At 45.5% G+C, this 25199-nt stretch carries 12 protein-coding genes and 3 pseudogenes; 9 read left to right on the top strand and 6 right to left on the bottom strand.

Annotation, left to right across the window (positions count from 1 at the left end):
- Positions 1–210 precede the first annotated feature (210 nt).
- From GJB62_RS02470 to GJB62_RS02445, 6 genes are all read left to right on the top strand, one after another.
- Entirely contained in the window at positions 211–5448 is a 5238-nt protein-coding gene (locus tag GJB62_RS02470; protein ID WP_114085085.1) for a GAF domain-containing protein, read from the top strand.
- Between the two features lie 149 nt (positions 5449–5597).
- On the top strand, positions 5598–8726 hold the full coding sequence (locus GJB62_RS02465) for a hybrid sensor histidine kinase/response regulator (protein ID WP_114085086.1): 3129 nt from the start codon (positions 5598–5600) through the stop codon (positions 8724–8726).
- A gap of 29 nt (positions 8727–8755) precedes the next feature.
- A complete protein-coding gene (locus GJB62_RS02460) occupies positions 8756–9151 on the top strand; it encodes a four helix bundle protein (protein WP_114085087.1) in 396 nt (131 codons plus the stop codon).
- A 245-nt stretch (positions 9152–9396) separates the two neighbouring features.
- Entirely contained in the window at positions 9397–10380 is a 984-nt protein-coding gene (locus tag GJB62_RS02455; RefSeq protein ID WP_245246079.1) for a chemotaxis protein CheW, read from the top strand.
- A 29-nt stretch (positions 10381–10409) separates the two neighbouring features.
- Positions 10410–11657, top strand: coding sequence for a GAF domain-containing protein (locus GJB62_RS02450; protein ID WP_114085089.1), 1248 nt, complete (start codon positions 10410–10412; stop codon positions 11655–11657).
- A gap of 169 nt (positions 11658–11826) precedes the next feature.
- Positions 11827–14052 carry a chemotaxis protein CheW gene (locus tag GJB62_RS02445; RefSeq protein WP_114085090.1) on the top strand — a complete coding sequence of 742 codons (2226 nt, stop codon included), beginning with the start codon at positions 11827–11829 and terminating at the stop codon, positions 14050–14052.
- A gap of 437 nt (positions 14053–14489) precedes the next feature.
- Here GJB62_RS02445 and GJB62_RS02440 read toward each other — a convergent pair.
- A pseudogene (locus GJB62_RS02440) lies at positions 14490–15500 on the bottom strand (reverse transcriptase domain-containing protein); the annotation flags it as partial.
- 383 nt (positions 15501–15883) lie between these two features.
- Between GJB62_RS02440 and GJB62_RS02435 the strand changes: the two are divergent.
- The gene (locus GJB62_RS02435; RefSeq protein WP_114085091.1) at positions 15884–17932 is read left to right on the top strand and encodes a recombinase family protein; all 2049 of its coding nucleotides are present in this window, start codon (positions 15884–15886) and stop codon (positions 17930–17932) included.
- A 17-nt stretch (positions 17933–17949) separates the two neighbouring features.
- Here GJB62_RS02435 and GJB62_RS37330 read toward each other — a convergent pair.
- Positions 17950–18146: pseudogene (locus GJB62_RS37330) on the bottom strand (RNA-dependent DNA polymerase); the annotation flags it as partial.
- Here GJB62_RS37330 and GJB62_RS02425 point away from each other — a divergent pair.
- Entirely contained in the window at positions 18098–18628 is a 531-nt protein-coding gene (locus GJB62_RS02425; RefSeq protein ID WP_245246078.1) for a Y4bD/Y4pK family protein, read from the top strand. The pseudogene GJB62_RS37330 and the gene GJB62_RS02425 overlap by 49 nt on opposite strands.
- Before the next feature lie 5 nt (positions 18629–18633).
- On the top strand, positions 18634–20712 hold the full coding sequence (locus GJB62_RS02420; RefSeq protein WP_114085092.1) for a recombinase family protein: 2079 nt from the start codon (positions 18634–18636) through the stop codon (positions 20710–20712).
- A 67-nt stretch (positions 20713–20779) separates the two neighbouring features.
- Here GJB62_RS02420 and GJB62_RS02415 read toward each other — a convergent pair whose 3' ends face one another.
- The 4 genes and pseudogenes from GJB62_RS02415 to GJB62_RS02400 form a co-directional block, all read right to left on the bottom strand.
- Positions 20780–21745: a hypothetical protein gene (locus GJB62_RS02415; RefSeq protein WP_114085093.1), complete on the bottom strand. Its 966-nt coding sequence runs from the start codon at positions 21743–21745 to the stop codon at positions 20780–20782.
- A 222-nt stretch (positions 21746–21967) separates the two neighbouring features.
- Positions 21968–22345: pseudogene (locus GJB62_RS02410) on the bottom strand (reverse transcriptase N-terminal domain-containing protein); the annotation flags it as partial.
- 1380 nt (positions 22346–23725) lie between these two features.
- A complete protein-coding gene (locus GJB62_RS02405; protein ID WP_147262569.1) occupies positions 23726–23920 on the bottom strand; it encodes a hypothetical protein in 195 nt (64 codons plus the stop codon).
- A gap of 77 nt (positions 23921–23997) precedes the next feature.
- On the bottom strand, positions 23998–25155 hold the full coding sequence (locus tag GJB62_RS02400; RefSeq protein WP_114081617.1) for an IS630 family transposase: 1158 nt from the start codon (positions 25153–25155) through the stop codon (positions 23998–24000).
- Positions 25156–25199: the final 44 nt, after the last annotated feature.

The raw sequence follows: 25199 nt of genomic DNA, 5'->3' as shown, positions 1-25199 counted from the left end.
TACCCTTTACCCCGCCAAGTTCACTTGGCGAACTACTAGACCTCTTGCAAAAATAGTTTTGCACTCTTGGGGGAAAGGGTAAAGGTAAAAGGGCAAGGGTTTTTTCTTATCCCTTTACCCTTTCCCCCCTTACCCTTTTCCCGACTTCTGCAAGAAGTTTACTCTGCATTCTACTTATTAACTCCGACAACCTTCATAGCAAGAAAGATCATGGTAATGCATACACCCAGCCAACCTCGCTCAAATTCCAGCAACGGTTTTAAGGAAACCGATAACGGGCATACCGTTGATGTACCAGCAAAACAGCAAATCACCTCCGCTCTAGAAGAATTGCGAACTGAACTGGATCAAGCTGATTGGGTGGAAACAGGGCCATTGCGAGAGAGAATCCGCAAGTTAAAAGAGCTGCTAAGTGTGTTGCCATATCAAGACGGAGGAGATGGATTAGAGGTAGAGCAAGTACAGGCGATCGCTAGCAAAATCCGCCAATTTTCCGATCTAGATACTTTGCTCGCCACTGTTGTCATGGAGGTACAAAGCGCCCTGCAAGCCGATCGCGTGGTGCTGTATGAGTTTACGAATCCAACGCAGGGGATAGTTGTTGCGGAGGGGATGAGGGATGGCTTTACCCCAATGCTGAAGGAAAAACTGCCCGCCGTCATTTTTGGGTTAGGTTCTGCCAAGCTTTATCAACAAGAAAAATTAGTCGCGATCGCAGATACTAATACTGCAAGCTTGTCCCCTTACCAAAAGCAGCTTGTGGAGCGGTTTCAGGTAAGAGCTTGTGTGAGTTTGCCGATTTTAGCAAAAGATGGGGTTTGGGGTTTGTTGGTAGTGCAGCAATGCGCTGCTGCTCGCCAGTGGCAGAATGCTGAAATTCAGTTACTAAAATTAATCGAGCAGGAATTAGAAGCGCAACTGCAAGTTGCCGCGATCCAGGCTGCGTTGCAACAAGAAGTGGAAAAAGACCAAATCCTGGTCGGTGTAGCGAATAAAATTCTCCAGTCCAAAGATTTGGATACCATCTTTCGCGTTGCCACCCAAGAAGTGCGACAGTCGTTAAAATGCGATCGCGTGGCAATTTATCGTTTCCAGCCAGATTGGAGTGGGGAATTTGTAGCTGAATCTGCTGGATCTGAGTGGGTTTCTCTATTAGAAGAACAGCGAAACAACCCAGCAATTGTCAATAACGTTAACTATTGCAGTGTTAGGAACCTTGCAGACGAAGGGGGATTGGCTGGGACAACAGGGCGATCGCACAGTGCAGATAGCTACATTCAGCATACCCAAGGCAAAACTTTCCATCGCGGACAGATTTATCGAGTCACTAATGATATATATAGTGTTGGTTTTTCTGACTGCTATATCAAAATTTTAGAAGCTTATCAAGCCAAAGCATACATTATTGTTGCCATCTTCCAGGGAGAAAAGTTGTGGGGCTTGCTCGCTGCCTATCAAAATTCTCAGCCTCGTCAGTGGAAAGATAGTGAAGTTCGCCTAATGGTGCAGGTTGCAACTCTGTCTAGTATTACTATTCAACAGGTGCAATATCAGCAACAACTTTATCACCGCTCTGAGGAGTCAGCCAAACTTGTTGAACGAGAACGTACTGTTTTCGGCATCATTGAAAAGATTGGGCAAGCAACGGATCTTCGCACCCTTTTCCGGATTACAACCCAAGAGTTGCGGCGATTTTTAAAATGCGATCGCGTTGTCGTTTATCAATTTCATCCAGACTGGAGTGGAGAAGTTATTGCTGAATCTGTGGCTGCTGGTTGGTCGTCACTGTTGGAGATGCAGGAACAAGACGGCATTTTAAAAACAGGTCTGATATCTTCAGAACGTTGCAATATTAAGGATTATGGCTCCCCTGTTAAAGCTGATGCCGATACCCATCTCAAGGAAACGCAGGGTGGAATGTACGCCAAAGGAACGCGCTTCCGTAAAGTCAACGATATTTCTGCTGCTGGTTTTTCACCTTGCTATTTAGAAGCATTAGAGAAGTTCCAAGCCAAAGCATACATCATTGTTCCCATCTTCCGCGCTGGTAATCTTTGGGGTTTGTTAGCAGCCTATCAGAATTCTGACGTTCGGAAATGGACTGAGGAAGAGACTGGTGCTTTGTTGCAGATCGGCGAACCGTTGAGCATTGCCCTCCAGCAAGCTGAATATATCGAACAGCTACGGTTAAAAAATCTAGAAATGACCCAAGTAGCTGAAGTAGAAAACGCGATCGCCCGAATGGCGGATAGAATGCGTAATTCCCAACAGCTAGAAACGATTTACCGCACTACCTTGGCAGAATTGCGGCAGTTGTTCAAATGCGATCGCCTCGCAATATATCGCTTCAACTCTGACTGGAGTGGTGAATTTATTGCTGAATCTGTAGGAAGTGACTGGGTGCCTCTGGTTGGCCCCGATATCAAGACCGTATGGGAAGACGAACATCTACAGCAAACCCAGGGCGGACGCTATCGCAACAATGAAACCTTAGCCGTCAATGACATCTATACTGTTGGTTATGCTCAGTGCCACATTGACCTGTTAGAGCAGTTCCAAGTTAAAGCCTACACCATCGCTCCCATTTTTGCTGGCAACAAACTTTGGGGTTTGTTAGGGGCTTACCAAAATAGCGGCCCGCGCCAGTGGAATTCCGAAGAGGTGCGATTGCTGACCAAATTGGGCATTCAGTTGGGGTTAAGCGTGCAGCAAGTTGAGTACATCGAACAGCTGAAGATGAAGAATGCAGAGTTGGCGCGGGCAGCAGAAGAGGAACAAGTGCTGACAGGGATGGTGGAAAAAATCCGTCAAGCTCAGGATATGGACACAATTTTCCTGAATGTGCTGCCAAGTCTACGCAAACAACTACAGTGCGATCGCCTAGCAGTATTTCGCTTTCATCCCGACTGGAGTGTGGAGTTTGTTGCCGAATCCGTAAAAGATAAATGGTTGTCTTTAGCTGATTCCGACATCAAAACGATTTGGATGGACGAACATTTACAAGAAACTCAGGGCGGACGCTATCGCAATCATGAAACCTTTGTTGTCAATGATATCTACACTGTCGGTCACGTTCAGTGCTACCTAGAGATATTAGAAAAAATCCAGGCTAAGGCTTACGCGATCGCTCCGATCTTTATTGGAAACAAACTCTGGGGCTTTATCGGAGCATACCAAAATACTGGCCCTCGCGAGTGGAAATCCAAGGATGTGCAACTGTTGCGAAAAGTAGCTGTGCAAATGGGTATAGGCTTGCAACAGGTTAAGTATATCGAACAGCTCAAGAATAAGAATGCAGAGTTAGCCAGAACCGCAGAAGGGGAACGAGCATTAACACGGCTGTCAGAAAAAATTCGCCAAGTTCAAGAGCTAGATACGATTTTCCGCAATGCCCTACCAGAATTGCGATCGCATTTGGAATGCGATCGTCTAGCCGTGTATCGCTTCAATCCAGATTGGGGTGGGGAGTTTGTTGCCGAATCCGTAAGTCGTGAATGGGTGGCTTTGGTTGGCCCCGATATTAGGACTATATGGGAAGACGAACACCTACAACAAACCCAAGGTGGACGCTATCGCAACAACGAGACGTTTGTGATTAATGACGTTTACACTGCTGGCCATGCCCAGTGCCACTTGAAAATTCTCGAGCAATTTCAGATTAGAGCCTATATCATCACCCCGATTATTGCCGGAAACAAGCTCTGGGGTTTGTTAGGAGCTTACCAAAATAGCGGCCCGCGGCAATGGCAAGAGAATGAAGTCAACTTGGTAGCGAAAATCGGCACGCAGTTTGGGGTTGCCGTCCAACAATCCCAATACTTACAACAAACCTTAAGCAAGAATGAGGAACTGATCAAACTGGCAGAACGGGAAGTAGCAAACGCCCGATTTTCCTATCGCCTGCCAAGTCGGTTAACAGAGATGGCCCAAAGTCATGGTAATGTTCTGGAATTTATCCAGTTTGCCACCCACGAACTTCGTCAACTGCTGAAAGTAGATCGAGTTGGAGTTTACCGTTTTGAGCCTGATTGGTCTGGAGAATTTGTAGTTGAGTCTGTGACTGGGGATTGGCCTAAGCTCGTGGGAACTAGCCTTGCCAAAGTTAGAGATACCTATCTCCAGTACAACCAAGGAGGGCGTTATGTCCGCAAAGAAAGTTTGCAGGTTGACAATATATATACTGTCGGTCATGACGAATGTCACATCCAATTGTTAGAAATGTGGGGAACTAAAGCCTACATGATTTCTCCGATTTTTCAAGAAAATCGGCTATGGGGGCTGATGGGAGTTTATCAAAATAGCGCACCGCGCCAGTGGGAGCAATCCGAGGAGGATGTTCTCAACCAAGCCAGCGTCCAGATTGGTATTGCCCTCAATCTTGCAGACTACCTAACACAGGTGCGTACTCAAGAGCAGCAACTAGCAGAAGCAGCAGAGCGCGAACGCACCGCACGAGAAAAACTGCAACAAGGAGCAATACGCGTTCTCATGGCTTTGGAACCATCCTTCAGAGGCGATCTGACCGTTCGAGCGCCCCTATCTGAAGATGAAATTGGGACGATCGCCGATGGTTACAATACTACGATCCAAAGTTTGCGAGATTTAGTGCGACAAGTGCAGATTGCTGCTGGCAGGGTGAGTGAAACTTCTAGCGATAACACTATCTCAGTAGTGAAACTATCTGACCAAGCTCAACAGCAGGCAGAACGGCTTGAACACGCTCTGGAACAATTACAAATTATGGTAACTTCCACCCAGATAGTCGCTGCTGATGCTCAAAAAGTCGGACAGGCGGTGCAAAGAGCTAATAATACCGTCCAAGCTGGTGATTCCCTGATGGAAAGAACCGTAGATGGCATTTTGGAAATTCGGGAAACTGTGTCGGAAACAGCCAAGAAGATTAAACGTCTCGGTGAAGCTTCTCAGAAAATCTCGAAAGTAGTGAGTCTGATTGAAAACTTTGCCACTCAAACTAATTTGCTAGCGCTCAATGCGGCGATCGAGGCTACCCGTGCTGGAGAGTATGGCAAAGGCTTTGCGGTGGTTGCAGATGAAGTTCGTTCTCTGGCTTATCAGTCGGCAAGTGCCACCACAGAAATTGAGCGACTCGTGCAAGAAATTCAAGCTGGCACCAACGAAGTTACCGAAGCAATGGAAATAGGGATTAGCCAAGTTGTCCAAGGCTCGAACTTGATCGATGAGACTCGTCATTCGCTCAGTGCGATCGTGGTAGCTACCAACGAAATTGGTGGACTGGTGCAAGGAATTACCCTAGCAGTTTCCCATCAAAGTCAGCAATCTCAGATGTTGACAGAGGCAATGATGGATGTTTCGGCGATCGCCCGCAAGACTTCAGAAAGTGCCATCCACATTTCCGAGTCTTTTGAGGAACTACGGATGACTTCACAACAACTGGAAACCAGCGTTAGCCAGTTCAAAGTTGACTAAGTAAGTCGTGGTGAATATTTGTTCTCAGGATAAGGCAGAGGAGCAGAGGGGCAGAGGGGCGGAGGAGCAGGGGAGAAACAACTCTCCTCTGCTCCCCTGCCTCCCCCTGCCTGCCTTAACAGATAAATCTCCTTGACACCAAGCGTATTATGAACCCCGATCCCAGTAATCAAGAGCAGGCTTTTCTTGCTGAAGCGGCAGAGTTGTTGCAAACCATTGAGCAGAATCTGATCGGTTTGCTTGATGAAAAAACAATAGAAAAAGTTCATGCCTTGATGCGAAGCGCCCATACTATCAAAGGGAGTGCTGCCAGTGTTGGGCAAGAAACTATTCAGACAATTGCCCATCATTTGGAAGATGTATTCCAAGCGTTATACGCTCCAGAACTGGAAATCGATCCAGAATTGGGTGCTTTGCTTCTAGATGCTTATGAGTGCCTGCGAACTCCATTGAGTGCAGCCTTGATGGGCTTATCCTGCAATGAGGCAGAAATACTCGATCGCACTGCCTCAATCTTTGCCCAACTCCAACATAAACTAGGCGACTTTTTTGGTCGTGAGGCTCCGCTTCCCAGTTCGGAAGAACTTGGCTTTGATGTGGTAGAGTCAATCTTTTCCGGGAGTGTACTCCAGGATTTGCAACAGCTGGAAACTGACATCCAAAGCCAAGATCCGCAACAAATTCAAACAACACTCAACTCCCAAGCAGAATTTTTTGTCGAACTAGCAGCATCTTATGGCTTATCTGGATTAGAAGAAATTGCCCAGGCGACCTTAAACGCGCTCAAAGCACATCCAGACAAAGTATTGCAAATCGCTCAGGCGGCTTTAGAAAATTTTAAAGCAGCTCAAACAGCAGTACTTGCAGGCGATCGCACTCAAGGGGGAGAGATATCTCCACAATTGCGAGAATGGGCAGGGCTAATTACTCCTGTCCCAGAACCGCAAGAACAGCCAGTTGCGATCGCTGCTCAACCAACAGAAACAACTACAACTGAGAATAAGCCATCCCCCCTCCTCAGTGCCAGCGAAGCGGAATCAATTTGGTCGTTTTTCCCGAAACGGGCTGATAACTCCCTACCGAAAACACCGGAGGTATTGGCACCTATTTCTCAGGATTCGGTAGTAGCCCCCTCTGCCATAGATCGGATTTTACAGTCAATCTGGATCGGAGATCCACAGACATCCTGCCGATACTCAGACTCAGATCGGCCAGCCTCTCCACCACCAGCGCCAAGCCTCCAGGCTCAGTCATCGGCATCACTTCCCAGTATCCGAGTAGCGATCGAACAGCTCGATCGCCTCAGCCATACAATTGGGGAATTGCTAATCAGCGAAAACCAACAAAACCTGCAATCTAACCACATCCACAAAGCAGGTCAAGACACCCTACTACAGTTTTTGTACTGTCAACAACAACTTAGTAAAGTTTTTACTTGGTCAGATCGACATCTGCTGCTTCCCGAACGCAAGCAGCGACATATACATGGATCTCCACGAGTTATCTCTGCTACCGAGGCACAATCCAATTTTGATGCCTTAGAAATGGATAACTATAGCGAGTTGCACATTCTCCTGCAAAATCTTACAGAAGACATGGTGCAATTAGGAGAACAGATTGAGGCTGTTAATGGCTTAGTTCAGCAATCTCGCTTCAGTCTCGGAAAGCGCAAGCAACTGCTTTCAGGAGCGCAGGAAGATTTGCTGCAAGCCAGAATGGTTCCACTGGGAACAGTGTTGAATCGATTACCCCGCCTCCTGCAACAGATGGTAGCAACTTATCATAAGCCTGTTGAACTCAAGCTTGGCGGTACGAAGGTACTGGTGGATAAAGCCATTTCTGAGCAGCTGTACGATCCCTTGCTGCACATGATTCGCAATGCCTTCGATCACGGCATTGAACCGATAGAAACCCGCCGCCAGCAGGGTAAACCAGAAACCGGAACAATTACAATTAAAGCTTATCATCAAGGCAACCGCACTACTATTGAGGTACGGGATGATGGTCGAGGCTTTAACTGGGAATCCATTCGTCAGCGAGGTATAGAAAAACACCTGCTGACTCCCGAACAAGCCGCCTACGCCTCAGAAGACCAACTGGCAGAGTTATTATTTGAACCGGGCTTTTCTACCGCCAACCAGGTTGGTGAGTTATCTGGTCGTGGTATCGGCTTAGATGTCGTTCGCACTCAATTGCAAGCTTTACAAGGTTCGATTGTGGTGCGATCGCTTTCAGGGCAGGGAACCACCTTCATGCTGCAATTGCCCCTGAGCTTGACAACAGCACGCTTGCTCGTTTGTCAATCTCAAGGTATTACTTATGGCTTGCTGTCTGAAGGAGTTAGCCAGGTTTTATTACCGCAGCCAGAGCAGATTCAAGTCCAGCAATCTTTACACGGGCAAGGCAGCCAAAAATTCTGGCAGTGGGGAGAAGGGCAAAATCAGCAACTAGTTCCCATCCGCTCGCTTGCGAATTTGCTGGATTACAAATATCCTTTATTCACCCAAGACCACAATTTAAACCTAAGTCCTTTTCCAGTCAAACAACGGAACACCGTCGAACCTCTGCTGCTGTTGGAAACAGAGCATCAATATCTGTGTTTGCAAGTCGATCAGATTTTAGTCGAGCAGGAATTAGTAATTAAATCCCTCGGCAGAGTCCTAACTTTACCTAGTTACATCCAAGGCTACAGCGTGTTGGGAAATGGTAGTCTGACCCTAATCGTTGACCCGTTGGAGTTAGTTCGGCAAACTTGGGAGACAGATATGATGCCGACTTCCCCAGCATCAAGTCTTGCAATATTGCCCGCGCCTGAGCCTGTTCTGGCTCTAGAGGCGCAGCAATCCGCAACTATAACGCAACCGCAGCAACAGCCGATGGAAGTCAATACAGCCGTTGCTCAACCTAACCGACTGACAGTGTTAGTCGTGGAAGATTCGGTTGTACAAAGGCAAAGTTTGGTGCAGACGCTCCAAAAAGCCGATTATCAAGTGTTGCAAGCAGGCGATGGTCGAGAGGCGATCGCTCAATTGGTGCAACACAGTGATGTCGATTTAGTGATTTGTGACATTGAAATGCCGCGTATGAATGGATTTGAGTTTTTAGAACACCATCGCCAAGACGAGCGTTTGTCCGGGATTCCTGTGGTGATGCTGACTACTCGTAGCGGACAGAAGCACCGCCAATTAGCTTTAGCTCTAGGGGCGAAAGCTTACATGACCAAACCCTATTCAGAACAGAGCTTTCTAGCCGCGATCGCTGAATTGGTTAATGGGTAAAGGGGAAAGGGGAACGGGGAAGGGAAGGAATGGAAAGGAAAAAAATTGAAACTTTTGAGGATTTAAAAGTATGGCAAAAAGGTATTGAATTAGTTAAGCAAATATACTTAAGGACTAAGGAAGGTGAACTGAGTAGAGACTTTGGTTTAAGAGATCAGTTAAGACGTGCATCCGTATCAATACCTACAAATATTGCAGAAGGATTTGAACGATATTCTCGCAAAGAATACTTAAACTTTCTAAATATTGCTAAAGGGTCTGCTGGTGAAGTTCGCAGTCTTTTAAGAGTAGCGTTAGAAGTAGGCTATCTAGACCAACCAACTTATACACAACTTTCTAATCAAGCTATAGAGTTGAGCCGTATGCTATCTAATCAAATTCAATCTATAAATCAGTCAATGCCCTTCGGACAGGGAAAAGGTTAAAGGGGAAAGGGGAAAGGGAACCCCATAACTAAAGTTAGAGGCTTGAAGTAAGGATGCCTCAATTCTCGCGCAATAGTCTGGAATTGAATCTTTTTCCCTTTCATAAATAAAGTTTAGGGGCTTGCACCCTTTCCCCTTCCCCTTCCCCCCTTCCCCTTTACCCTTTTCCCCTTCCCCTTTACCCTTTCCCCCTTCCCCTTCCTATGCTTAACACTCCCTTTCCGTTTAAGCGATTATCTGGCGCTGTGAGCGAGCGCGACTCATTACGAGTCGTTGTTTTTGCGATCGCAGACTATTTATTTGCCCTGCCAGTTGGTGCAGTTCTCAAGGTGATGGCTTGTCCCCCTATTCGCAGTACGGTTGAAAGTGGTATCGGGATGGTCGATCTGGGAGCGCAAACCATTACGATTGTGGACTTGCGTCAGAAGTTCATTCAGCAAGTACAAGGCCAACAGGCGCATCAAGTTCCCTCTGCGGTTGACACTTCAGGGCGCTTCTTACTTCTGACTCAAACGCGGACTGGGGAAATTTGTGGCATTCCTGTGGACAAGCCCCCTGCCTTAATCGATATTCCTTTAGAAGCAGTGCGTCCGGTGCCGTGGTCTTATCGGCAAGTAGCGGAGTTAAGCTGTGTGAGCCACATGGCTGTTTTGCCTGTAGCACCAAACGAGGAACCACTCAAAGTACTTCTTTTTGGTATGAGCCAGATATTGGCTGATAAGTTGGGGTTGCCCGGAACAACCCCAACCTTGGCTCCTGGGCTGACATCAGGCGAACAACGGCAAAGATTTCTGCGTTTTTCCTTGGGGAATCAAGGAAGTGGATTGCTACCATTTGACTCAATACAGGACATTATTCATCTCGCTAGCCAAGAAATTTCTCCAGCCCCGGCCTTACCAAGTTGGATTTTAGGTTTCTATAATTGGCAAGGACAGATGCTGCGACTGGTTGACTTGGAACATTTGCTTGGTTATGCGCCACTTTTGAAGCGGCAGTCACGACCAGAAAAGCCAATGGTTCTGGTTATCGAACTGCAAAATCAGGTAATCGGGTTTTTGGTGGCTCATGTCTACGATGTAGAGTGGCAGGATTTACAGCAAGCACAATCGGCACCAACTGACCTTTCCCCAAACAAACTGCTAAATTTTGTTCGAGGTATTCTGCCAGGCGATCGCTGGATTTTAGACACCAGAGCGATCGCCCAGACATTGCAATGGCAAACCCACTGATTTAACTTGATGCTGCCAAGGAGTTTTCCGTGACGATCGCAACTTTAGACCCTAATTCTGAAACCCAGCCTGTTGAAAATGAAATCCAGATAGAAGAAATTTTGGCTAATGTGGCTCTAATCAAAGCAGTCTTTCAATCTGCTAAGGGGCCAAAGGTCGCTCAATTGCAGCAGAAGGTAAGTCAAATCGAAGCTTTTATCCAAGCTTTGGCTAAGGATTCGCCCAGTGACAACGATCAAAATGTTCGAGGGGCTTTTCAGCTTCAGCGAGAACAACTTGCGGCCATCGATCGGCAAATGCAGCAGACAAAGGGTCAAGCTGAACTTTTGGAGGTTACAGTCACCGCCCTGCGAGATGTTCTCAACGCCGATCGCGTTCTGATTTATCGTTTTGAGGAAGATAATCGCAGTCGAGCGATCGCTGAAGCTATACAAGCGGGTTGGACATCCTTGCTCAACCAATCCCTACCGATAAATTTGTTTGTTGCTACCGGGGTTGGCGACGGACAAAACTCGCAGGGCAACCTAACTGAAGTATTGGAATTAACTCCACGCCAACAGCAATTTTGGCAACGCTTTCAGGTGCAAGCTAGCCTGTGTTTGCCCTTGATTGTCAAACAACAGCCTTGGGGTTTTTTAGTTATTCATCATTGCCTTCAACCCCGACAATGGCAGGAAGCAGAGCGCAGTTTGCTACAACAAGTAGGAATGATGTTGACAATTAACTTGCGCTGGGCTGAAATAGTAGCTCCACCTGCTCAACAACTTGAATCCCTCGATCGCTCACAGTTTCTAGTGCCATTACAGCAGGTGAGCCAGACTGTACAAGAATGTGCCAGAATCGCCGAGCTTGCCAACGAGCATTTAATGTCCATTCAAGATACTGTTGCTATTACTAATAAACAGCTGCAATACCTTGGTGAATTTTGTCAGCAAGCTTCTGGCTTTGTTCATCTTGTGGAAGGCTTGAGTACCAAAATTCAGGTTTTATCCTTGAATACAGCCATCGAAGCCACAAAAGCTAACGACCAGGAACAAGGTTTGTTAGCTGCTGCCGAACAAGTGGAAATTCTCGCCCGTCAAGCCCGCGACAGCACGCTAAATATAGAGGAATGGTTCCAAGAACTCCAGGTGGCAGCAGCAGACGTTACTTCTGCTATCGAACCGTGCGATCGCCAAATCAGTGCGGGGCTGGAGTCAATCGCGCGAATCCACGAGCAATTTAAAGCGATCGCCGACATCGCTGCTTGTACCCTCAAATCAATGTCGAAGCCATAAGACCTCTTGCAAAAGTGCTTTTTGCAAGAGGTGGGAAAAGGGTAAAGGTTAAAGGGGAAAGGCAAAATACAGAACCTTTCCCTTTCCCCCTTCCCCTTTACCCTTTTCCCGACTTCTGCAAGAAGTCTATAGAATTGTCACAAACCCATAGAAACTGAGAGTTGTTTTCATGAGTACCGATTTTGTCCCCCAACCGCAGAACGACGATCGCTTTCTAGAAGAAGCGATCGATCTGTTACTGTTCTTGGAGCAGGAGTTGCCTAACTATACGAAAGACAGTAACCCTGGTACAGCTTTGGCTCTCATGGAAGCTGCTCGCTCTCTGCATTCGATTGCCATAGCAGCCGAGCTAGATGCCATTGCCATAGTTGCGGCTGCACTAGAAGAGATTTTTCAGCTTCTGCATCAGTATCGGGCAACTGTCAACGCCCCCATCGCCTCCCTGTTGTCAGAAGGATTAGATTGCCTACAGATGCTGTTGATGGCATTTTTAACAGCCTCGCAAATTGACGAAGTAGAAATTCTGGAGCGGATGTCTGCCATTGTTGCTCGTCTACAAGCAGAGTTTGGCAATTCTCAGGAAACAAACCTTGAGACATCGGTAGAGCAACCGCACGAACATCAACCAGTTATTCAGTTTGGCGATCGCTTGGCCGAGGTAGAATCTTCTGCGGCTCTACCAGAGCAATTTATGGTTAAAGACAAAGAAATTCTTGACAGAGAACTAACTAGCCCCCAGTCTGGCAGCCTTGTTCGCGTAGATACCGAGCAGTTTCCCATCAAGGTAGGGGAACTAGCAAACCCGGAGGAGTATGGGGAAGAAGATTTTCATGCTTGGTTGGGGGATTTTTCCCTGCCTAATGAAATATCTGAAGCATCCCTAGTTAAATCTTTGAGCGATCGCCATCCACTCTCTTTGCAAGAATCCATTTCTACCATTCTTGCAACAAGTATTCCAGCCGCTACACCCATCAATCTTAAGCATCTCGAACAACTAAACGCGCTAATTGCAACATTATTAATTAACTATAATCAGCAAGCTTGTCAGGAAGAACAACAGCAACACACCATCGGGCAGTTGCTCCGACAAGTTAAACGATTACAACATCTGCTCGATAACCTACAGGAATGGTCAGGGCGTTTAGCAGCAATTTCAGATACCCTTTCTCCTCTAGCGGCTTCTCGCTCTCAGCAATTATACGGTACTCTTCAATCTGTTTTGGCTGAAGCGTCTCAAGTGGCATCAACTGTTTATTCCCTTAATAAAAATCATCATCAACTCCAACAAGAACTCATACAGCAGGAAAAGTTACTTAACCAGTCTTCCAATTTAGTCAAAAAAGTTACAACTATTCCTTTAAAAGTAGCGTTAGAACCTTTACATCGGCTTTGGTCTCAGTTACAAGCTCTACAATATAAGTCTGCTAGACTACATTTACAAATTAGCGATATCCAAGTCGATCGGGCATTTAGCGATCGCCTCCATGCTCTCCTGTTACATATAAGTTGCTATTTACTAGATCAAAGTATTGAGTCTTCCCAAACACGCCAACACCTTGGTAAAAATAGCAACGGTATCATCGAAATTCAAGTTTACCAGCAAGGAAATCAACTGATTATTGATGGCTGTGATGATGGCGCAGGGCTTAACTTATCTCAAATCTATCAACAAGCTTTAGCCCAAGGACTCGCTCTGACAAAACCAGGGGATATCTTACAAGAACTGGTAATTGAACCAGAGGTTTCATCTGTTTTATGCGATCGTGCTGCCTTAGAGTTAGGAGTAGAATTAACTGAAGTTTGCAAGCAATTAACAGCTATTCAGGGAAGAATAGTATTGAAGTCTAAAGCTGGACATGGTACAGCCTTCTCGCTCCAAATTCCCCTCGATCAAAAAATTGCTCAACTTATCGTCTGTCAAGCTAACTCCAGAGTCTATGCATTTATTGCCGATTCTGTAGAGCAGATTTGTTTATCCCAGTCCGAACAAATTATCCAAACTCAAGCGGGACGGATGTTATTATTACAGTCTTCTGGCAGATCCAGTGGCTTCCTTGGTTGTGCTGATGAGCATCTAACAACAGACATGCTCGTCCCTATCCACTTATTGACTGATGTGCTGATTTGTCCTAACCAGCTTCCCACCTCAGTTACTACTTACAGCACAGATACACTAAATGCTTTCAAGCAGGATAAGCCTTTATTAGTATTTCGTTACTTAGACAAACGATGTGCTTTAGAAGTAGATTACATAATCGGCAAGCAATCTGCTGCGATCCATCCTCTGGGGGAAGCAATCCCAGTTCCTGCTTATATCCAAGGAACTAGCATTCTTGCCAATGGGCAACTTAGCCTGGTTTTGGATGGTCATCTTCTCACAAAATCTCTAGCTTGAACTCAATACCTACCGAAATGCTTGTTACACATGAATTACAGCAGTTTTAGTTACTCCGGGGCTACTCAAAGCCTTTATGTTCCGCAAAAACGTGTATCTAATCCCTCCGGCTTATGAATTTACTAACTTAGGAAAAATTTCTGTTAGGGCGTTAGAATTCAGTTTATTCAACGAAGTGTAAGAACCTCTGTTGCTCAAAAAGCTACTAAAACTAAAGTTGCATAGGCGTAAAATGAATGAGTACCGGATTTTGCTTGACTTCGATATATGTACTCTAATTCCTCTGATGTTTGCTTACCATAATAACAAATTAAATTTAAATCAATCGCTATTTTTAAACAACCTTTTTTTGGTAGAGTCGATGCCCGGTATTATCCGGGGCACCTCTCTGTTAAATCTGGGCGTGCGACTTTCACCGCACCCAGCTTCCGATGTTCTCAGCTTGCGCTTTTGCTCATGTGCTTGTAATCGTGGCAACTCTCGTGAATCGCTTCAAGATTATTTTTCTTCCAGTTGGCGTGATTTCCATCAATGTGATGCAGGGGAACCCGTTCCTCGTCAATGAATTTAAAACCGCAGGATGCACATTTATGGTTTTGCTTCTTAAGAGTTTTAGAGGTTTCGCCGTCATAGAGTTTACTGTTACGTTCACTCCAATAGGCTGTATCCCCGTCATAGGGGGATTTGATTCCTTTGACCATGACGTGGCTACCTTCGGAGTAGGGAACCTTCGGAAGTGCTTTGTCTAGTAATTTCTTGCTAGTGTAGCGGTTTTGCTTGGTTTCCTTGTTGAATACCGTGTAAGCTCTTTTTTGGATGTGGTATAACGAGTTTCTAGACCCGTCCATCTTGCAGAACTTATGGTAATTTTTCCAACCTCTAACTACTGGGGCTAATTTCTCAGCCTTTGTGGTAGAACCATAATTCGAGTTGTTGACGATGTGTTTTACTTTCTTACGGAACGCTTTGAAGTTATCCACTGATGGGATGCTTCTGAACTTTCCGTTTTTCTGGACTTTGAAGTGCCAGCCGAGGAAATCAAACCCATCTGTTGCGGCGGTAATTTTGGTTTTCTTTTGACTTACATTCATTCCGCGTTTGCGGAGGAACTCGCTGATTCTTTCAAGTATCTCTATCGCATTATCTTCGGGTCGGAGTATAATAACCATGTCATCCGCGTATCGGATTGATGGCTCGGCAATTTTTTCTGCCGATGTTTTAGGTGTGATCCTTTTACCCTCTTTATATTGAGCGTGGTATCTGTGGATACTCTCAATTCCGTTGAGCGCAATATTAGCTAGTAATGGGCTGACCACCCCCCCTTGTGGGGTTCCTTGTTCAGGAAATTCTGGGTTGACTCCTGCCTTGAGGCATCGGAAAATACCGAGTTTTAAGCCTTTGGGGGCGATGAGTTCGTCCATTATTGCTGAGTGATTAATCCTGTCGAACGAACCCATTACTTAATGCCCATCTCAAGAACCCATCAGAAGATTTAACCCAAATCGAAGTGACTGATGTGATGCACCCACTCTTTGGAAGAAGGTTTGCAGTGATATCCATCTCAAACCCACCAAGTGGTGAGGGTCATGTGGTAGTAGCCTATCAAGGTCATATGCGCTTACGCATTCCAATATCTGTAACCCAACTAGCTCTCCCAAAGCAGTATTTATGTACTAAGCTCACATTAGAGAGTGTGGCCGAGTTGGTCACGTTAGTTAAACAATGTGAGGTTTTATGTCAATCCCACCCCGTGAAATCTGGGAACGCCTCACCCCAGCACTCCAAGAAGTAATCACAGATGAACTGCAAACGGTCTTCCAGGAGGTAATTTATGAGTACCTCAGAACTAGTAACACTCCAACACCTGAACCGCAAAGCGATAATCTACATTCGTCAGTCTACCCCACATCAATTAATCAGCAACCAGGAGAGCCTGCGTCTGCAATACGCTCTGCGCCAGCGAGCTATAGAACTGGGTTGGTCGGATAATAACATTGAAGTAATTGACAGTGATTTAGGAATCACCGCAGCAAGTGCAGAGCAACGACCAGGCTTTAAAGAATTGTTGGCCCAAGTAACCCTGGGATTAGTAGGTATTATCCTCTCTTATGATGTTACTCGCCTGTCACGTAATTGCTCAGACTGGTATCCCCTGCTGGACTTGTGCGGTTACAGAGGTTGTTTGATTGCTGACAGAGATGGGGTTTATGATCCAAGTAGTGCCAATGGTCGATTATTGCTGGGACTCAAAGGACAAATCTCAGAAGTAGAGTTGTATACGATTCGTTCCCGCTTAAGTGCCGGGATTCTGAGCAAAGCTGGGCGTGGTGAACTGGCACTGACCTTACCCGTGGGTTTGGTTCGTAATGAACTGGGAGTGGTAAACAAAGACCCAAATCGTGAAGTGATTGACCGAATTAACTTAGTGTTTGAGATTTTTGGGCAACGCAAGTCAGCATCCAAAGTGTTGGAGATGTTCAACCGTGAAGGGTTGTTGCTGCCACGAAGGAATCGATTCGGCGATATTGTCTGGCGTAATCCGAGCGTGGCAAGTATCATATCAATCCTGAAAAACCCTGCTTACGCTGGTGCGTTTGTCTATGGACGTACACGTACTCTTAAACATGGTTTGATTTCAAATCAGCCACAACAAAAGTCTTTGCCAATGGCCGAATGGAAAATCCGAGTCAATGACGTATATCCGGCTTACATCAGTTGGCAAACCTACGAGCGTAATCAGGCACAACTAATGGATAATTATGCTGAGTATGACCGTAATAAAACCCGTGGTATTCCTCGCCCTGGTGCAGCATTATTGCATGGCATAGTTTACTGTGGCGAATGTGGCCACAAGATGGTTGTCCAGTATAAAGGCGCAACCCGCTATATTTGTAACTCCTTACGGCAGCAGTATCGTGTGCCTGTTTGTCAATATATTCCGGCTTCGGCAATTGATGAGTACGTAGTCAATGCATTTTTAGAAGCACTGTCGTCAGTAGAGCTAGATGCTTATCACAAAGCTATCAAAACCCAACAGCAGTCACAAGAGACAGTGGAACGGGCACATTCTCAACAAATACAGCGTTTACAGTATCAAGTAGCACTAGCAGAAAGACAGTTTAATCAAGTTGACCCGGATAACCGATTGGTGGCTGCCGAACTTGAACTTCGTTGGGAGAACGCTTTACGCGAACTCAAGCTTGCCAAAGATTACTATGCTCAACGCCAGCGACCTCAAACAGTAGATCAAATCCCAAAAGAACTCAAAGCGGCTTTCATTACCATTGGACAAAAGCTCCCTGAACTTTGGCACAGTGATACCTTAACCCAAGTCCAAAAAAAATCTCTGTTACGCTGCCTCATTGATAAGGTTGTTATTCATCGTGTTGTCCGTGATACAGTCCGGACTCGGATTATTTGGAAAGGTGGTGACACTACTTCTGTGGATCTTCCTATTCCGGTTGGTTCATTTTTAGAAATGACGGGAGCGACTGAATTAGAAAATCGCATCATCGCTATGAGCCAACAAGGTGTTGACGACCAGACTATTGCTCTTACACTGACAAAGCTTGGTTATCGCTCACCACTTTGCAAAACTCTGTTGCCCAGTACGGTCAAAATTTTGCGGCTCAAACATCATATTTTCCACTCGCCGAGCCAGTCTCATCCCCGTCAGATTTCGGGTTATCTCACGGTTCCTCAAGTCGCCAAGTTTTTAGAACTTTCACCCCATTGGATCTACGATCGCATTCATAAGGGAACGATCGCCATCACCAAGGATGATGAGACTCAGCTTTATCTTTTCCCTGATCTTCCCGATACGCTTTCGCAATTCCAAAAACTCAAAACTGGCCTAATCTACAACTTGCGTTTTTCATAGGAGTATCAAGATGTCTAATCAAAGCACTTTTCAATATCGAGTTCAATGACTCGTTTCTCTATTCCGTTGGCTCTTGAGCAGAGGTTATTGAAGATGTACTGTTGTGCATCGTGAGCAGAACGCCCAGTTCTAAACCCGTAACTCCTGGCGTGGAAAGTGGCTCCAGTGCATATTTTGCTAGGCATTGCCAAGCTCTATCCGCTATGGTTGGAACAGTACAGTAAGACTGCACATAACTTCAAGTCACTTTTGGGAAGTTGTGTCACCATCATCAATCCTATCCACCCGTTATGTGGTCAGTCAGTTGTAATACAGCAAATTCGTAAAGTTGGACAAGAGACTAAAGTAACTGTAGAAAGTCCTTTAGGAGGATTTCTGTCTCTACCAGCAACGGAAACCGACCTATGGACACAGCAAGCTTTTACAGTCCAAACAGTCGGGAAGTTTTTACCTGAGAAACTACTGCGATTAAGCGAATGGGTAGCTCGGCGATCGCAAATTATAACGTCTGAATCTGCTTGTGTTCTTGATGATATTGAAGTCGAACACAAGAAAAAAGATGAGAAAAAAGCATCTACTAGCGACCACTCAACCCAAAAACGAAGAAAGGCTAAGTCGCCTCATAAAGCTAACAGCACGGTTAGTGGACAAAATACTCTCCACTCAACACACAGAGAAAGCGATAACCAGGAGTAAACCAGATGAATAATAAAATTAGTTCAACCCATCTGGAACGCCGTGCTGTTGTGTATTTAAGACAGTCAACACCCAATCAGGTAGAATTTCACCGTGAAAGTACTGAGAGACAATATGCCCTAGCTGACCGTGCATTAACCTTGGGTTGGGACAAGAGTCAAATTGAAGTATTGGATAGTGACCTTGGTAAAAGTGGTCAAACGACAACAGGACGCGAAGATTTTCATCGACTAATGGCTGCTGTTGGTTTAGGGGAGGTGGGGGCTGTTTTGGCTCTCGAAGCTTCAAGATTTTCTCGTTCCCAAGCAGATTGGCATAAACTTTTAGATATCTGTGCCCTAACGGATACCTTGGTAATTGACCACGATGGGATTTACGACCCAAATGATTTTAATGACCGAGTGATACTGGGGTTTAAGGGAACTTGGAGCCACACGGAACTACATGGTATGCGCTTACGGTTACAAGGAGCCAAACTCAATAAAGCTAAAAAAGGCGAACTGCGCTGTTCTCCACCTACTGGCTATGTCTACGACCCAGAAGGAAAATTGGTGCTAGACCCAGATGAGGGTGTAGTTGCCGCAATACAGTTAGCCTTTCAACAGTTCCGCGAACTGAGAACGGCGTTTAAGGTGATGCGCTACTTTTGTGTAAACCAAATTCCTTTCCCAAGAAGACGTTGGCGACCTGGGGATATTGGTACACTTCATTGGGGGCCAGCCAACCTGAGTCGTATAACTGCCCTACTGCACAACCCAACTTACACAGGAACATACGTGTATGGTAGACGACGCAGTTTTAATGTAATTGAGGCTGGGCAAATAAAGAAGGTTAAAATCCAGCAACTACCCCAAGAAGAATGGAAAGTAATCATCCACAACGCTCATGAAGCTTACATTAGTTGGCCAGAGTATTTATATAATTGTGAGCGACTCAGACGCAATTGCCCAATTTCTTTATCAGATGGATGTCCAGGCACACCTAGAGAGGGCTTTGCTCTCCTCCAAGGTTTAGTAATTTGTGGTAAATGCGGTCGTCGGATGAGTCCTCGCTACCACGGTACTGGTGGTTGTAGAGCAGCTTACGAATGTACTCAAGCTCGAAAACAAGATGGTAGTATGGGTGTTTGTTGGACTGTAGCTGGAGCAGCAATTGATACAGCCGTCGCTGCTCATGTGTTGTCAGCTTTTACCGACGAGCAACTAGACATTTCCCTTGCTGTGCTATCTGAACTTGAAAATATTGCAGACGAGGCAGATAAAACATGGCAACTGCGACTGGAAAGGGCACGTTACGAAGCTGACAGAGCTTTTCGACAATATGATGCAACCGAGCCAGAAAATCGTTTAGTAGCCCGTACACTAGAAAGGCGATGGAATGAAAAATTACAACAGTTAGCAGAGTTAGAAGAGGCATACCAAAAAGCACGTCTTGTACAACGCCTGGAATTAACAGCAGTGCAACGGCAACAAATTTTACAGTTAGCCAACGATATTCCCACACTTTGGCGCGCCAGTACTACTACAAATCTTGAGCGTAAAGAAATACTAGGGTTGTTAGTAAAACAGGTTGCTATCACCCCAATTGATGCTCCCTCTCGTTCCACTCGTGTCCAAATACTCTGGCACACAGGAGTTACAAGTGAGTTGATTGCGACACGCCCAACAAATGCAGAAAAATTCCGAACACCCAACCAAGTCATTCAGCTCATTAAAGAATTAGCTGTGGGTAGAACTGATAGCGAAATTGCTTATGAACTGAATCGCCGAGGTTTGGTGGGTGGTAAAGGACAGGCTTTTACGAAAAAAGGTGTCGCCTGGATTCGTTGGAAGTTTGGGATTGAAAAGCCTTTAAGTAACCCACAAGTAGCACACTTAGGGGTTAGCCCAGAAGGTTATTATTCTACCAGTGCCCTGGCTGAAAAACTTGGTGTTGGAATTCATACTGTCTATTACTGGCGAGACAAAGGAATTATTCAGGCATTCCAAGAAACTCCAAGAAGTCCTTGGTGGTATATAGTCACACCCGAAGTTTTAGAGACTTTACGTGAAAAAATCCGCCGTGTACCAGTTAAATCTGAATAATACCAGTTTGATAGTGAGCCGAAAACAATAGTTTGAATATCGTTAACCCCTTTGAGTAATTTTGTACTCAAGGGGTTTTACTGTCTTCGGGTGAGGGTTTTTCAATAAATTTTTCACCATTAAAATGCCAAGCAATTCCATCTGGATCATGAAGAGAAGTCCATTGCCCAAAATTGGGAGTATTTTTCTTATGACGAAGGGTGCTAGGAGAAACATTTAGTCTTCTTGCTAAAGCTGCACCAGTCAGGTGAGATGGGACTTCCAGAGAATTTTTACTTTCGGATTTCTTTAGTGAGCTATCGTGTAAGTCAGTAAGTAGCTCACTATTATCAGGTGATACTTTGGGATGATTATTTTCTTCGAGCAGTGGTAGACCATTAAGTGAGTCATGAAATGGCTCACTAATGACGGTCTCTAGTAAATCATTTGATGCTGGCTCACTTAGTAGCTCATTATAGGGAGGCGTGTTCTCCTCAATTAGTATTGAATTTAAGATAGATTCAGCAGTTGGTGTTACCAATAGTGACTCATTTGATAGCTCACTGTCGGCAGATACGGTTTCAATAGTAGATGACTTCGATAATTCAGTGTCAACATCTGCCCCAGTTATTGGTAGCTCACTTCTAGATGTACTCCCGGACGTAACTACAGATTCGTTTGTCAAGTCAAGGATTCTGTTAGGTGATTCATTTGGTGGCTCACTTAATGCCTCGTAGTTATCAGGTTGATGCAGATATCCGTTGGATAGGTCTTCACCAGATGCTTGACAAGTATACTGACTCATTGCCTGCTTGAGTACTGCTACATCAGAAAGCAGACTACTCACCTTCACCTCTAAATCCTCAATTCGCTTTGGCGTACTTGATAGCTCACTTGGTAGCACATTGGGTAGGCTACCGCATAGGTAAGTCTCCAGAATTGCCACAATAGCGGCAGAATCTGACTTTAATCCTTGAGAGCGCTTAAATTCAACCAACAGTTCATAGACTTTGGGTGGTGGGTAGGCTGCTATACGGGGATTTTTTGTTGCCATAGTTGGTAGACTTTAACACTTGATACAACTCTAGCCTACCTTATTAGTAGCTCACTCATAGCTCACTAACCACTACTTTTTTCACCTTAGCAAAGCTCTTTCCTTGGCGAGGCTCACTCACTTGTGAGAAAATCTGTACCCAATTGCAGCGCATTGAGTGGAGAATAATCATAGAAAGGAAAATATCCCTAAACTTCATTGAATCAAGGTGCAATATGAATACACCGTCGGTATTTTAAGCATTCTGGTAGTCCCGTCCTTTTTGGGGATGGGGATTTCCCGTAAGCCTTGATGTTTCCAATCTCCGTTATTCACTCTTAACCATTCTTCCAGGTGGAAGCGTTCGCTAAAGGTGAGGGATTTTTTACCATCGATACCAGCCGTCTTTTTACCAGCATTTAGCTGAGATACTTGTCTTATTGCAAGAAATCGAGCCGAGGTTGATTTAAGAATAAGCTTTTGGAGTGACCGTGCTGACCGCTTGTCGCCAACTTGAACAGCTTTAAATACGCGTCTTTGAAGGCGGAAAAGGTTACGGCGGAATTTCTTCCACGGTAGAGCTTTCCAAGATTCACTAGTTTGATAACTGTGTCTAATCATTTTCTCTTCTCTGGGTTGTATTTTCTGAACACCTCGCAGCAATTACGTTGCGTCCTACCCTAACTGTGGGGATTCCTCCGCTCGTCTGGGCTACCCAAGGTTAGACTGCCTTAAGACCCACAATTAGTTTTTATTCGTTCCCTCGGTGAGATTGATAGTTCCTTTAGATGTAGCCACTTCAACTACTAGATTCCCTGGACTCTTGCCGTTATACGTGCAATTACGGCGGGGATTAGCTCTAGTGGGGTCAGGGGTGATGGTTGTTACGCCCTGCCCAAAGACTAAGTTGCTTTTCTAGGCTCTGTTTCATCATGGGAACCCCCTATTAGCGCTAGTGTCAGCCCGTAACGGCTGTCTAATTGCGCCCTGTTCCCAGCTTCACTCTACAAGAAACGAGCTTGTTCGGTGTGGGCAGGTAAGGAGTCAATTCTGAGTCTGAATGGTAGGGCTTGCACCTACATCAAACCGAGAGTTCAACCTTCTATGGCAGTAATCTGCTGCCAGGTTGGATTAGCTATATACGGACTTACACCGTGATTCACTAATCAACGAATCGCACTACACGCGCTTTTGAAGGCGGAAAAGATTTCGGCGGAATTTCTTCCACGTTAGTGCTTTCCAAGATTCACTAGTATGTATACTGTGTCTAATCATTTTCTCTTCTCTAGTTTGTGTATTCTGAACACCTCAGACCAATTACGGTCTGTCCTACCCGAATTGTGGGGATTCCTCCGCTCGTCTGGGCTACTTGGGGTTCGACTGCCCCTAGACCCACAACTCGTTTTTATTCGTTCCCTCGGAGAGATTGATTGTTCCGTTAGATGTAGCCAATTCGACTGCTGGATTCCCAAGGCTCTTGCCGTTACTTCAGTTAATGTTCGGCGGGAATGGACTCCATTGGGGTCAGGGGTTTTGCGTTGCGCCCTTGCCTGCCGATAAGTCGCTTTTCTAGGCTCTGTTTCATCATAGGAACTCCCTGTTAGCGCCAGTGTCAACCCGCAACGGTCGTCTGATTGCGCCCTGTTCCCAGCTTCACTCTACAAGAACCGAGCTTGTTCGGTGTGGGCAGGTAAGGAGTCAATTCTGAGTCTGAATGGCAAGACTTGCACTTGCATCTGACCGAGAGTTCAGCCTTTAGTGACAGTAATCTGCTGTCAGGCTGGCTTTATGTACGGGCTGATTACCGTGATTCACTGAGCAACGAATCGCACAACTGATTCGGCGGAATTCGAGAGCGATTTTTTTCGGGGGAGATGGGACTGGCAATACGGTTAAGATGACGCAATGTCAGATTCTGAGCAACTTTTCATCTACCAGCTTCATATTTTTATCCTGGGCATTAGTCCGAATGGCACTAAGAAAAGCCGAAACACTTGTAGTTTAAGCAGTTTGCAATTGTTTGCGTAACTCATACCGGGGTTTGGTCATCAAGGGGTAAATTTTGGGGCGACGTTTACGAACTCGTGGTTCACTTCTGCCAGGGCGATCCCTTCCATAAAACTGCATGAAAGACGATTGCCTGAGCCATCCCAACACTTTTAAATAGCTTTTAAAGTTGTAGTCCTTGTTCCACATAGCTTAGAGCTTTTCTCTAGCGTGGAAAAACTTACTAGAGAAGACGACTCTCTAGATTAGCTAAGTACAGCTTTGCATTAATTCGTAGCGAATTTCTCCATCATCTGGGCTACTGTATATGACCATTTGATTGGTTGGGCTGAATCATTGTGACGGACGATGAAATCAGTTATACGTTGCTGTAAGGTCTTGAGGTCAGGAAAATCATTTGGAGTCAGTAATTTACGTTGTAAAATGCTGAACCAAATTTCAATTTGATCTAACCATGAAGCATATTTTGGTAGCCAGACCACTTCCACCGTAAAATTCCAACCGTCTTCTTTTTGCTTCTGATTCAACCAAGCCTGTAATTGTTTTGGGGCATGGGTAGAGCCGTTGTCAAGGATTAAATAAATATGGCGCATACCCCGACGAATGGCTTCTGGTATCAATACTTCTAAAAGAAATCCTTGAAAATCAAGGAATGTTTTTGTTGGGCGACAACAACCATAAATCAGACCATCAGCAACGCTCAAAGCCGCAAAAAGATGTGTTGCTCCTTTTCGGGCATATCTGGCTGCAAAGTGAACTGGTTGTTTGACACCTGCCCCAATATTTGGATGTAAGCCGGATCGTGCTTGGATGGAAGTTTTTTCATCCACACATACCACCCAGAATCCAGCTTTAATCAAAAATTTTGCCTGAGCATACAGTTTAAGTACAGGGGTTGCTTTTGCAACAAAATTATCATCAATCCGATGCATCCAAGTATGAAACCGCCAAGGTTTTATCCGCTCAGATTTTAGCCATCGCCAGACTGTTGAAGTCGCTATGGATACTACAATGCCTAGCGTGACTAGATGTGCTGCAATATCGCTACAACTCCACCTCGCCAAGGGAAGATCAAAATCCGTTGGGTTGCTGCAAGCGATGCCTGCGGCAACGCGAAGCGCGAACGCAGTAACTTTTGCTCGTATAATTGCTTCAAATATCCGAGGACGACCTGGACGGGGTGCTTCTTCTAGACTACGAGTTTGACACCAACGTTTGCGCCATTTCCGAACAAGGGCTTGTGAACAGCCGATATTTTGAGCAATTTGAGCATCTGTCCAATCTGAATTTTCAGCAGTTGTAAGTATTATTTTGGCTCGTTTGCCTTTGCTTTGCCCTGTTTTTCGGGCATTCGCTTGCTGCTGCAACAGTTCTTTTTCCTCTTCTGTTAGCTGCACCTTGTAGGTTTTTTGCCGACCAGCCATAGTACCGAATGCTTGAGGGATAGTCCACGTATCCTCACCTTACC

The organism is Nostoc sp. ATCC 53789 (assembly GCF_009873495.1).
Taxonomy (GTDB): domain Bacteria; phylum Cyanobacteriota; class Cyanobacteriia; order Cyanobacteriales; family Nostocaceae; genus Nostoc; species Nostoc muscorum_A.
Note: the sequence above shows the minus strand (reverse complement) of the source record. Positions and strands in the feature narration are given on the sequence as shown.

Excerpts from the sequence above, each read along its gene's own strand:
- GJB62_RS02435 (WP_114085091.1), top strand. The coding sequence starts at position 15,884 with ATGAGTACCTCAGAACTAGTAACACTCCAACACCTGAACCGCAAAGCG.
- GJB62_RS02465 (WP_114085086.1), top strand. The coding sequence starts at position 5,598 with ATGAACCCCGATCCCAGTAATCAAGAGCAGGCTTTTCTTGCTGAAGCG.
- GJB62_RS02470 (WP_114085085.1), top strand. The coding sequence starts at position 211 with ATGGTAATGCATACACCCAGCCAACCTCGCTCAAATTCCAGCAACGGT.
- GJB62_RS02415 (WP_114085093.1), bottom strand. The coding sequence starts at position 21,745 with ATGGCAACAAAAAATCCCCGTATAGCAGCCTACCCACCACCCAAAGTC.
- GJB62_RS02400 (WP_114081617.1), bottom strand. The coding sequence starts at position 25,155 with ATGGCTGGTCGGCAAAAAACCTACAAGGTGCAGCTAACAGAAGAGGAA.
- GJB62_RS02460 (WP_114085087.1), top strand. The coding sequence starts at position 8,756 with ATGGAAAGGAAAAAAATTGAAACTTTTGAGGATTTAAAAGTATGGCAA.
- GJB62_RS02420 (WP_114085092.1), top strand. The coding sequence starts at position 18,634 with ATGAATAATAAAATTAGTTCAACCCATCTGGAACGCCGTGCTGTTGTG.
- GJB62_RS02445 (WP_114085090.1), top strand. The coding sequence starts at position 11,827 with ATGAGTACCGATTTTGTCCCCCAACCGCAGAACGACGATCGCTTTCTA.
- GJB62_RS02405 (WP_147262569.1), bottom strand. The coding sequence starts at position 23,920 with ATGTGGAACAAGGACTACAACTTTAAAAGCTATTTAAAAGTGTTGGGA.